6 protein-coding genes and 5 pseudogenes are annotated in these 10,719 nt (G+C 41.9%); 1 reads left to right on the forward strand and 10 read right to left on the reverse strand.

Annotated elements, in window-relative coordinates:
- Positions 1-37: 37 nt before the first annotated feature.
- The 7 genes and pseudogenes from PCORN_RS06800 to PCORN_RS06830 form a co-directional block, all read right to left on the reverse strand.
- Positions 38-1,329 (reverse strand): annotated as a pseudogene (locus PCORN_RS06800) (methionine gamma-lyase family protein).
- A gap of 2 nt (positions 1,330-1,331) precedes the next feature.
- Complete coding sequence (gene hflX, locus PCORN_RS06805; RefSeq protein ID WP_036078747.1) at positions 1,332-2,543, reverse strand: GTPase HflX; 1,212 nt, start codon at positions 2,541-2,543, stop codon at positions 1,332-1,334.
- Between the two features lie 149 nt (positions 2,544-2,692).
- Positions 2,693-2,927 (reverse strand): annotated as a pseudogene (gene hfq, locus PCORN_RS06810) (RNA chaperone Hfq).
- A 135-nt stretch (positions 2,928-3,062) separates the two neighbouring features.
- Positions 3,063-3,989 (reverse strand): tRNA (adenosine(37)-N6)-dimethylallyltransferase MiaA, encoded by a 927-nt coding sequence (miaA, locus tag PCORN_RS06815; RefSeq protein WP_036078782.1) that lies wholly within the window; start codon positions 3,987-3,989, stop codon positions 3,063-3,065.
- Positions 3,990-4,084: 95 nt separating this feature from the next.
- The gene (locus PCORN_RS06820; RefSeq protein WP_036078751.1) at positions 4,085-4,525 is read right to left on the reverse strand and encodes a hypothetical protein; all 441 of its coding nucleotides are present in this window, start codon (positions 4,523-4,525) and stop codon (positions 4,085-4,087) included.
- Between the two features lie 178 nt (positions 4,526-4,703).
- Positions 4,704-6,375: pseudogene (locus tag PCORN_RS06825) on the reverse strand (glycerol-3-phosphate dehydrogenase/oxidase).
- A gap of 204 nt (positions 6,376-6,579) precedes the next feature.
- The gene (locus tag PCORN_RS06830) at positions 6,580-7,233 is read right to left on the reverse strand and encodes a glycerophosphodiester phosphodiesterase family protein (protein ID WP_241433106.1); all 654 of its coding nucleotides are present in this window, start codon (positions 7,231-7,233) and stop codon (positions 6,580-6,582) included.
- A gap of 333 nt (positions 7,234-7,566) precedes the next feature.
- Here PCORN_RS06830 and PCORN_RS06835 point away from each other — a divergent pair.
- Positions 7,567-9,410: pseudogene (locus PCORN_RS06835) on the forward strand (acyltransferase family protein).
- Between the two features lie 43 nt (positions 9,411-9,453).
- Here PCORN_RS06835 and PCORN_RS06840 read toward each other — a convergent pair.
- From PCORN_RS06840 to PCORN_RS18290, 3 genes and pseudogenes are all read right to left on the reverse strand, one after another.
- On the reverse strand, positions 9,454-10,098 hold the full coding sequence (locus PCORN_RS06840) for a hypothetical protein (protein WP_036078754.1): 645 nt from the start codon (positions 10,096-10,098) through the stop codon (positions 9,454-9,456).
- Positions 10,099-10,123: 25 nt separating this feature from the next.
- Positions 10,124-10,435: a hypothetical protein gene (locus PCORN_RS06845; RefSeq protein ID WP_036078756.1), complete on the reverse strand. Its 312-nt coding sequence runs from the start codon at positions 10,433-10,435 to the stop codon at positions 10,124-10,126.
- 153 nt (positions 10,436-10,588) lie between these two features.
- A pseudogene (locus tag PCORN_RS18290) lies at positions 10,589-10,719 on the reverse strand (S-ribosylhomocysteine lyase); the annotation flags it as partial.

Consider the following 10,719-nt stretch of genomic DNA (forward strand, 5'->3'; position numbering starts at 1 on the left):
ACAGCAAAAATATTTTTTGCTGTTTTTTGAATTTTATTTACATCTCGATGTTATTTGTGATACTAACAAAAAAATTCTGCTCTATCAGTCGATTCGTTGCCGCCAAAACTGCCAATTTTACATGTTCGTATGTGAGGCCACCCTGTACGTACAGCTGATAAGGCTCCCTAATCGGACCATCCGCCGTTAATTCCAGACTTGCTCCTTGAATAAAAGTCCCCGCTGCCATGATAACGTCATTTTCATACCCCGGCATGTAAGCCCCTTCCGGAACAACATGCGCGTTTATTGGTGATGCTGCTTGAACCGCTTGAGCAAAAGCAATCATTTTTTCGCGATCATGAAAAGAAACACTCTGAATCAAATCGGTCCGTGGTGCATCCCAAGTCGGATCTGTCTCCACCTGAAACTCGCCCAAAATTCCCGCTGTAAAACGTGCCCCTTTCACAGCTTGCGAAACAACGTGCGGCGCCAAGAAAAAGCTTGATACATCTCAAGCAGACTGTATAGAGATGCTCCCGCCTCTGCGCCAATCCCAGGTGTTGTTAGACGATACGCGCACAATTCAACCAAGTCCGCCTTGCCAGCAATGTAACCGCCAGTCTTAGCCAATCCGCCACCTGGATTTTTAATCAAAGACCCTGCAATTAAATCAGCACCCACTTCAATCGGCTCTAAAACTTCGACAAACTCGCCGTAACAATTATCTACAAAAACAACGATATCCTCTTTCAACTCACGAACAAACGCAATCATCTCTTTTATTTTTGCAATCGAAAAAGATGGTCGATCCGCATAACCTCGCGAACGCTGAATCCCAATCATTTTGGTCGTCGGCTTTATTTTCGCCCGAACTAGCTCTAAATCAACAGAACCATCTTCTTTTAACGGAACCATGTCATATCCAATCTGATACTCCTTTAACGAGCCTTTGCCAGAACCTCGAATGCCGATAATCTCCTCTAACGTGTCATATGGCGCGCCTGTAATATATAACAAATCATCACCGGGACGTAATACGCCAAATAAAGCCGTTGAGATAGCGTGTGTCCCTGAAATGATCTGTGGACGAACCAGTGCGGCTTCCGCCTTAAAAACATCCGCATACACTCGCTCTAGCGTATCACGGCCGTCATCATCGTAACCATAGCCCGTTGACGGCGTGAAATGGAAATCACTCACTCGATTTTTCTGAAAAGCCTGCATAACCTTCCATTGATTTTCTTCCGCAATGACCTCCGTCTCGCGTTGCAAAGGTCGCAACTCATCCTCCACAACATGCGCTAACTGACGCAATTCATCTGGTATTTGTTTAAAAAATGATGTCATTTCTACTTATCCTTTCGCGCTTGATAGCCTTTTAATTGATAACTTTCCGTCTCCTCATCAAACGTCTCTTCAATAATAACTGTTTCCTGCTTATATCTATGTAACATTCGCCCGTCACTTGCAGGAACACATGCCACGTAAGGTTGCCACAGTTGCTTGATTTCCCACAACATCTTTTCCATCAAAAAGTACTGCGAAGATTCTTCTAACGCACTCACTTCAACATAATTTGGCTGTGTTGGGATAAAATAAGGTAATTGCTGATCTTTCTTGTTGTAAACCGTCAAAATCGGAATATGTTGCATTTCCAACTCCTCAAGCAACGTCAAAACTGTTTTTTCATGCTGGATATAATCCGGATTCGAGCAATCAACCACATGCAAAAGAACATCCACATTCGCCGTCTCTTCAAGCGTAGAACGAAAAGCCGCAACAACCGTCGTCGGCAAATCTTGAATAAAACCAACCGTATCTGTCAAAAGAGCTGTATATCCCTGCGAAAAAGCCAATTTCCGCGTCGTCGGATCAAGCGTGGCAAACAACTGATCCTCTTCCAATGTCTTAGCATCACTCAATCGATTAAAAAGCGTCGACTTCCCAGCATTCGTATAACCAATCAAACCGAACCTAAAAATAGCCTGGTCATTGCGCCTAGCCGTCATCCGCTCGCGATGCTTCACCACTATATCCAGTTGTTTCTTAATATCGACCATTTTTTGCCGAATATGGCGTCGATCCATCTCCAGTTTCGTTTCCCCTGGTCCGCGTGTCCCAATTCCACCACCAAGACGCGACAAAGAAACCCCTTGCCCACTCAATCTAGGCAACAAATATTGATATTGCGCCAGTGCAACTTGTAATTTCCCTTCTCGAGTCTTCGCACGCATTGCAAAAATATCCAAAATCAACTGCGTCCGATCAAGAATGCGCGCATCGACAATATTGGAAATATTCCGCACCTGCGTCGCACTAAGTTCACTATTAAAAAGCACCACATCGACTTCCATCTCCGCGACAAATGCTGCAATTTCTTCTATTTTCCCAGAACCAACAAATGTAGCCGGATGTATCCGCTCCCGCTTTTGCGTCACTTCTCCAACGACCTCCGCTTGCGCCGTTTTCGCCAAACTACCCAATTCCAACATCGAATAGTAAAAGTGTTCCTCCGTCTGTTTCGGCAATTCACAGCCGACTAATATCGCTCTTTCCACCATTATCCGCACTCCTATCATTTCCTCCCTTCATCGTAGCATAAAAAAACGACACAAAGAAAGATGGAAACCCATATAAAAACCGAATGCTCGCACCAATCAAAACTGGCACAAAACATTCGGCTTACGTTCGTTTTTAAAATTCAATTAGCCTATTCATCATCCGATTTCAAAGCTACATTTTTTTTGTGGAGAGAAAGTTGAAATTGCATGTTTAAATACAAGTTGTTGTTTGCCATCTACATCTAGCAAAACCGTGAAATTATCAAAGCTAATAACCCGGCCGCGCAACTGGAATCCATTTGTTAAGAATACCGTTGCCAAAATTTTCTCTTTCCGCAGTTGATTTAAATAATGATCCTGTAACCCTTGCCCACCTTGTTTCATAATGAATCGCTCCTATTCTCTATCTTTTTCAGTTATCTTCATTCTATACGAAATGCACAAAAACTACAAATGACACTTCTAAAAAAAAGAAGACTATTTCTCTATGCTAGTTTCAAATACCCTTTTTATCAGGGATTAAAACACCTGATTTGTAACTAAAAACTGCCTTATCTCAATTGCTACAGCATCCTTGACACCAGCTTCCTTCGTGTCAAACCACGTGACATCCAAACGATTGCGAAACCACGTCAGTTGCCGTTTAGCAAAGCGCCTCGAATTACGCTTCAGCAGTTCCACAGACTCATCTAGCGACATCACCCCATCGAAATATGTAAACAATTCTTTATAGCCAATACCTCGCGCTGCTGGAACGTCACGAAAACCAGTGTCATAAAGCTTTCGCGCTTCTTCCAATAACCCTTGATTCATCATGATATCAACACGCAGGTTAATTCGCTCATAAAGCTCCGCACGATCACGATCCAGTCCAATTAACAAGGGCTCGAACTCACTTGATTGCTGTTCCTGATTCTGCAACTCGGAGAATTTCTTACCAGACAAATGATACACTTCTAACGCCCGAATAATACGCCGTGGATTGTTCTCGTGTAACTTTTCAGCACTCTGCGGATCCACCTCGCGCAGCATCTCTAAAAGCACAGCACTCGGCATCTCAGCTAGAGAATCACGATAAGCCATATCACTCTCCACTTCTGAAAAAGTGTAATCATAGAGAACAGACTGCACATAAAGCCCTGTTCCACCAACGAGAAACGGCACTTTCCCAGCTTGCCAAATTTGGCGAATGAGTCGATGCGTCTCCTGTTTAAATTCCGACACATCATAAGGCTCACTCGGTTCACGAATATCAATCAAATAATGGGGAATTCCAGCCATCTCATCATCGATCACTTTGGCAGTACCAATATCCAGCCCACGATAGACTTGCATGGAGTCTCCACTAATAATTTCTCCATTAAAAACCTGCGCCATCTCAATACTCAGCGCTGTCTTCCCAACCGCAGTCGGGCCAACAATTACAATAACGGGAATTTTACTCAAAAAAACCTCCCCTTCCATATTTCTATTGTACCATCTAAACAGTACGGCGGTCACTACCAAAATGCGATATACAGCATGAAAAAAAACACCCACCATTACGCGGTCGGTGCCTCTAGTCCTTCTTGCATCGTATAGCCAGCAATAAGTTGTTCCATAGAAGCAGCCTCATATTTTCGAAGTTTTAATAAAGCATCCAAAAATTCTTCTTCCACACAGAAAAACGTGCGCTTCGTATAATGGATAATTAGAAATTCGTTCATCGCTCTATAAAAACTCATATGACTTGTAAGCGCATCTTTAAAACTTGTCTGCATATCATATCTATCTTCCCCCATACTTTTCGCATTGGTGGGGATACTCTCTTCATTCAGCAGAGCCAACTTAAGGAGGGTAATCGTTTCTTTACGGTGCGCATCTATATAACCAGGGGTATACTTTCGTGCTTGATATTCCTCTGAAGTCACGTAATAAGTACTAATCCAATAGTCCACTGCTTCTTCCGTATGATCACTTAAAAAACGCATAACCGACGACATATAAAACATCTCCTTTTAAATTCTAAACTTCTTAATAAGCCTCAGTATAATAAATTACATTTCTATTCTACTACTTTTTAATCCGTTTTCATATAAAAATACCTACCATAGAGTCAGGTATAACAAAAAGCCTCTCAAAGATTAGTTCGAGAGGCTTTGTCAACACGTAAAATTGGAATCAATGCCAGTCTGCTGGTTCACGCGCGTCGTCAATCTGTGTTTGTAATTCGGCAATTAGTTGTTCTTTCGTTTGCGCATCCCATTGGAATAAATTATTCATATCTTCTATGACTTCTTCCTTCCATTCTAACAAATACGGCATATCAAACAACAAGTATCCGGTACGGCGCAATAAGAAATCAACAGGATGAATCACGGCTTCTTGATAAATCGCATAGTGAAGTTGTGCGTACAGGCTGTTTGGCAGTGATGATGTACCGTTTTCTTTATGCTCCTGCGCATAGGTGAATACATGATCTATATTAGAACCATAACGCTTCGCTAATTCACGACCCTCTGCAAGCGACCAACCAAAGCGATTATTCCCTTCTTTTGCTTTCTTCTCGATGAATGCGTCGATATTTTTTTGAACCACCAACATCTCCACCTGAAATTGGTAAATGATGCGTTTGTACCGTTTTGAATTTCTTGCCTGTTTCTTTTGCGAGTGCTTTGGAAACTTCATCTAGCAACTTCTCAGCCATTTTGCGGTAACCAGTCAATTTCCCACCAGCCATTGTAATCAGACCACTTTCAGAAAACCAAACCTCATCTTTACGCGAGATTTCAGATGGATCCTTGCCTTCTTCATATATAAGCGGACGAACGCCAGCCCAGCTCGATTCAATATCATTTTCACTAATATGAACATCCGGAAACATATAGTTAATCGCTTTAATTACATACTTATGATCCTCTTCATTCGCTTTTGGATTAATAACCATCTCTTCATAAACTGTATCCGTCGTTCCAACATAGACCTTTTTTTCACGAGGAATAGCGAAGACCATGCGACCATCCGGAGTATCAAAATAAACAGCCTGTTCCATCGGGAATTTCGTTTTATCAATAACAAGGTGGATACCTTTCGTCAGACGTAGGTGTTTATTATTGACTGCATAATCCATTTTACGCACTTTATCGACCCAAGGCCCAGCCGCATTAATCACGCGATGCCCTTTAATATCGAACACTTTTCCGGTGATACGGTCACGCGCCACGACACCAACAACTTGTTTTTTCGCATCATAGAGGAAATTCTCCGCTTTCGTATAGTTGATGACTTTCGCGCCGAGCTCAACGGCTTTTTTCATGACTTCAATCGTTAAACGCGCATCATCTGTACGGTATTCCACGTAATAACCTGAACCCTTCAGCCCTTCCTTCTTCACAAATGGGTTTTTAGCCAGCGTTTCTTTTGCTGATAAAATTTTGCGTCGCTCATCCTTTTTTACACCTGCCAAGTAATCATACAAGCGAATGCCAAAAGAGGCGCTCAGTTTCCCCATGTTTCCACCTTTATGAAACGGTAACATCATCCATTCAGGCGTCGTCACGTGTGGTCCATTTTCGTACACAATCGCACGTTCCTTGCCTAAATCGGCTACCTCTTTAATTTCAAATTGTTGTAAATAACGCAAGCCACCATGAACAAGTTTTGTCGAACGGCTAGAAGTTCCTGCTGCAAAATCTTGCATTTCAATTAAAGCCACGCTCATACCGCGTGAAACAGCATCAAGCGCAATCCCTGCACCTGTAATCCCGCCGCCTACAATAACTAAGTCAAATTCTTCCTCTGCCATCTTCGCCTGAATCGTCTCTCTGTCAAATGCTGAAAATAATTGTACCATCATTTTTCCCCCTCTAGGACCTGTTTGAAGTCTATCCATCATCATCTGTTTTCCACTTTTCGCCGGCTTTGAAACCGCTACACAAAAAAAGAGAGACTACAAAACAAGCGATTGCGCTCGCCATTTGTAGTCTCTCCGTATCTCAGACAATAATTAATATTAACTTGTCTCCAATTATAGTACAGCCGTTCCCTAAAAGTAAAGCTATTTGTTTCGCTTGCTTCGTATCTCTACAGCCTTTTCTGGAAAATCCGTCATAAACCCGCGAACATTCTCATCAAAAAGCGTCTCCATCTGATTTATTTTGTTGGCCGTCCAACAGCGCGTTGCGACATTCCCAAGCGCTTCTTGATTCCGAATCGTATACGGCGGGTTAATACTATCCAATTGTAAACTTGCGAACTGCGCCATCGCTTCTCCCACGTCCAACTTCGTAATCGCAGAAAGCTTAATCGTATCATCTAACGCCCTGAGTCGTGCCAATGTGTCTAGATTAAAGGAACAAAATAAGAATGTAAGCCGTCCCGCCCTTTTTTTACAAAGCCCCAGTACTTTCTCCTCTATTCCAGGATATTCATGTGTGTCCGTTTTCAATTCAATATTTAAAATCAACGGATATCGCCCTAATACAACGAGCACTTCCTCCAGTGTTGGAATCTTTGTTTTCTTGAATAATGCCCGAAAATGCTTCTTATACCCTTGATGCGCATCCAGCTTTTGAAGCTCTCTCAACGTAAAATCTTTCACTAACCCAGAGCCATTTGTCGTCCGATTTACTGTTTCATCATGAATCACAACAGGGATACCATCTTTTGTCAATTGAACATCTAATTCAATCCCATCCGCCCCAGCTTTCACCGCCGCCAAAAAAAGCCGGCATCGTATTCTCAGGTTGCGATCCCTTACTCCCACGATGGGCAAATATTTCCGTCAAATTCCTCACCTCACTTATGTGCCATATTGTTCTTTTTATTATACATAAATAAGACAATTGTCTCAAATTTAATAAATTCCCGTTTTTTCGCTATCTATCGAATTACAGCGCTAGGAACATGTGTTATGATAGGTCAGTAGAGAATAATTGAGGTCAGCAAAATAGATTTAATAGCAAACTTTTGTTCCTACTACTTATATTAGCAATTAAAATTGGGAAACTTTCTTTCCTTATGATTTGCAGTTAGGAGAGATTACATGGAGAGATCCGCTCGATATAAAAGAAAATATGTACCTAGCATTGATGGGCTTCGAGCACTGGCAGTTATAGCTGTCATCGCCTATCACCTCAGTTTTGGATGGGCTTCCGGTGGTTTCTTGGGAGTTGACATCTTTTTTGTTTTATCAGGCTATTTAATTACAAACATTTTACTATCCGAGTGGGAAAAGAATGAACGGATTGATTTGAAGAAATTTTGGATTGGGCGTTTCAGGCGACTTATCCCTGCCGTGTACTTAATGATCGTTGTCGTTGTCGTGTTTGCCGTTATTTTCAACCGACCACTTCTGGCGACATTACGAGGGGATGCTACTGCTTCCTTTCTTTACATGAGCAATTGGTGGTTCATTTTCCATAACGTGTCCTACTTCGACTCTTTTGGGATCGCATCTCCTATCAAAAATTTATGGTCCTTAGCTATCGAAGAACAGTTCTACATTATTTGGCCGCTATTCTTATATGGCGCCTTGAAGTTCATCAAAAAACCGGCCATCATTTTGCGCATTATCGTTATTGCAGCAATGCTTTCCGCTATTTTAATGGCAATTCTGTATTCACCCGACGGCGATCCAAGCCGCGTTTATTACGGAACCGACACGCGCGCATTTGGTTTGTTACTCGGCGGAGCATTGGCTTTCGTATGGCCATTCACACGCTTATCGCCTCATATTCCAAAGCCCGCAAAATTTACCGTAAATCTAGCAGGCACAATCAGCGTTGCCATCTTCGTGATTTGCATCGTGACCGTAAACGAGTACGATTCCTTTTTATACCGTGGCGGCATGTTTTTAATTGCTATTAATGCGATTGTTATGATTGCCACTATCGCACATCCAGCCTCCTACCTGAGCAAATTATTTAGTTTTAAACCACTGCGTTGGATTGGTGTGCGTTCTTACGGTATTTATTTGTGGCACTATCCAATTATCACGCTAACAACACCAATCACCGAAGTCGGGACGCCAGATCTGATACGAGCAACCCTCCAAGTTGCGGCAACACTTCTTATCGCGGAACTTTCCTACCGATTCGTAGAGACCCCAATTCGAAAAAAAAGGCTTTATCGCCTACATCAAGTCGTTCCATTTCAAAGGGTTACTACATTGGCGCGGCTATCCAGTTGGGAAATGGGCTTTTATCAGTAGCCTCGTTCTCATTTTTGGATTCTTCGCACTTGGCATGAGTAATCTAATTCCAGTAAAAACAAACGCAGAAGGCACACAAAAAAACACACGTAAAAACCGTTGCAGACGCTAAAACACCGCAAAAAGAAGTGCCTAAACCAGATACACCAGCAAAACCATCACCACCGCCTAAAAAGAACGCAGCGAAAACACCAGTCACCCCTGACAAAATCAGCTACACACAGACATTAGCAATTGGCGATTCACTCATGATTGACATTCAGCCAGTCCTCGAGAAATCCGTTCCAAATATCGCAATTGACGGATTGGTTGGTCGCCAAATGGCCGATGCTATCAATACCGCCACACAATATAATAAATATAACAGCAAAGGTAGCGCCGTGATTCTCGAGCTCGGCACAAACGGTCCTTTCGCCCTCAAAAAAATGGAGCAACTCGTCCAAATGTTTGATCAAGCCAGCATTTACCTTGTGAATACGCGCGTCCCTCGTCCATGGGAATCGGAAGTAAATAAATCCATCGATAAAATTGATGCAGAATATGATAATGTTACACGCGTCGATTGGTACAGTTTAGCCGTCGATCATCCAGAATATTTCGGTCGGGATGGCGTTCATTTGACGAAAAAAGGTGTATCCGCGTATGTCGGCCTACTGACAAATAAAATGGCGCATTAAAAAATCCATCGAACCCCGCTAACAAAGAGGTTCGATGGATTTTTTATAGAAAAACCAAGCGCTCTTGCTCATTAAATAGCGTTTGAATTTCGTTAGACTGAAACAACGCATCCTGTTCTTGATAAAATAAATAGAGCATCAAAACCCTATCAAACGCCAGACTCACCGCAATACTTTTAGATCGAACCAATGTTTCCCGATGCCTTTCTCCCTTTAAATCGATATAAAAACTTCGTCCAGAATCCCAATCCGTTTCAAGATTAATCGAATCCGGTTTTTGTTCATTTTCCAAACTATATAGATGCCTCGGTATATGTAATTTTGACAAAACCGCCAACGCTCGCTCCATAGTTGCTACATCTGGGCTGATATCATAATCCGTATCACGTAAATATTCATGAATTTTCCAAATATATTTTTCACGGTAATGGCTGCGCATCGTCCATAAATAAAAGATTCGGGCTCCCTCACGTTCATCCGTATAACTTGCTAGATGCTCCTTCTCTGCGACCTTTTCTTTCTTACTCCGCACATAAAAATAATGCCATTGTTCACCACCCGCTAATCGTTCCCGTTCTAATCGATAGTAGTCCTCTCCTTCTTCGTGAAAGGTCTCAATACTATTTTTCTTCGCAATAATCGGCTCTCCACGTTGCTTTAATAATCGACAAATACGTTCTAATTCCATATCAAACTGTTCCTTTCCAACATCGCTACTCCTCTATTTTCAAATAACCATAGTCAATTAAATTCTTAATCGACGCAATAATCCATAACTCTTTTTCTACATGTACGCGCCCTTTTAAGTATTTCCGAAATCTGTTATCAATCGCATCCATTTGCTTTAATCTCTTCTCACAGGCGGCTTCAAACGGTTCTATCACAATATATTTATCAGCTTTTTTCTCAACCGCTGTTTGTATCGATTCCTTTTTTGGAAGTCCTTGTAAACTATCTATCGCATCGCTAAACTTTCGTAATTTTAAGTCCATTTCATTTTGATGCATAAAAGAAATTTTCGTCATCCTTATCCGCCTTTCCATAAACTGCTTTATATATGTAGGTGTTTCCGCTTTCACAATGATAATAAAAGAAGACCACTCTCATAGTGATCTTCATTGTCATGTATATATATACAATTTAACACATTCCAAGTTGCGTGTAAATGCTTTTACATACTATTCTCCAAAAACATGTGGCCATTCTTGTTTCTTATCCAAGATTTTTTAGCTAATTCCTTCGCGCCCTCTAAGCTATGACTCGCAGCCCAGCCACATTGTACTTCATTACAAGCCGGAACTTCTGTGGC

The sequence above is a fragment of the Listeria cornellensis FSL F6-0969 genome (assembly GCF_000525855.1).
Taxonomy (GTDB): Bacteria; Bacillota; Bacilli; order Lactobacillales; family Listeriaceae; genus Listeria_A; species Listeria_A cornellensis.

What these genes read in the sequence shown, in the direction of transcription:
- hflX (WP_036078747.1), bottom strand. Translation starts at nt 2,543, where the DNA reads ATGGTGGAAAGAGCGATATTAGTCGGCTGTGAATTGCCGAAACAGACG.
- PCORN_RS06820 (WP_036078751.1), bottom strand. Translation starts at nt 4,525, where the DNA reads ATGTCGTCGGTTATGCGTTTTTTAAGTGATCATACGGAAGAAGCAGTG.
- PCORN_RS06840 (WP_036078754.1), bottom strand. Translation starts at nt 10,098, where the DNA reads ATGGAATTAGAACGTATTTGTCGATTATTAAAGCAACGTGGAGAGCCG.
- PCORN_RS06845 (WP_036078756.1), bottom strand. Translation starts at nt 10,435, where the DNA reads ATGACGAAAATTTCTTTTATGCATCAAAATGAAATGGACTTAAAATTA.